The sequence below is a fragment of the Vibrio sp. 378 genome (genome assembly GCF_033339435.1).
This window is the reverse complement of the sequence record NZ_JAWOUO010000572.1, coordinates 1-691: the sequence shown is the minus strand read 5'-3', so window position 1 is coordinate 691 and position 691 is coordinate 1. Positions and strand designations below refer to the sequence as shown.

Below are 691 nucleotides of genomic sequence, written 5' to 3'. Positions count from 1 at the left end.
AGTTGGCGCTAAGCGTGACCGTTTAGTTGAATTCAAAGCCGCTTACGTGACCAAATGGAACGAATGTAACCAGCAATGGCCAGAAGTCATTTTCCACGGCCCCCGTGGCACAGATAAAGGAATGGCGCAGTTAACTCCTTATGGAGATGGCTATTTCCAGCTGCACGGCATGACGAAAGAGATCACGTTGTTTGAAGATGGCTTAGTTGAAAGCACGGCACTCTCTGCTCAACCTGAGCTACCTGTACCGTTACTGTCTAAAATTCGCAGTGGGTGGCGTGAAGAAATTTTGGGTGAAAGAACGCATAACGCAATACAACACATGGCCCAATTTATCCCTGATTACATAACAGCGGAAAAAGGTGGCAAAGCATTGTTTGGTGCTCAACAAATTCCAGGCACAGATCCCGTGCTTCGCGCGGCAGATGTTTCATTCGAACAAAATCACTACGCTCGAATTGAAGTTGTGAAAGCGTCTTCTACGTTGTTGGCTGCTCAAAAAATGCTTCAGTATTGGTTTGATATCACGCCTCAACATAATGTAGAAGCGCAACATCCAGTGACCGTTAATTGGTCTGAAGACGAAATCGAACAATACGCGATTAAACTGACCGAAGAACGAGGCTATCCGCATGCTCTAGCTGAACGCTACGGGATGTAAACAGCCAAAAACTGAATAGGGCTCAGTAGC

The 691-nt window shown here is 46.3% G+C and carries 1 pseudogene; it reads left to right on the top strand.

Annotation, left to right across the window (positions count from 1 at the left end):
* A pseudogene (locus R7Q48_RS27600) lies at positions 1 to 661 on the top strand (FAD-dependent oxidoreductase); the annotation flags it as partial.
* Positions 662 to 691: the final 30 nt, after the last annotated feature.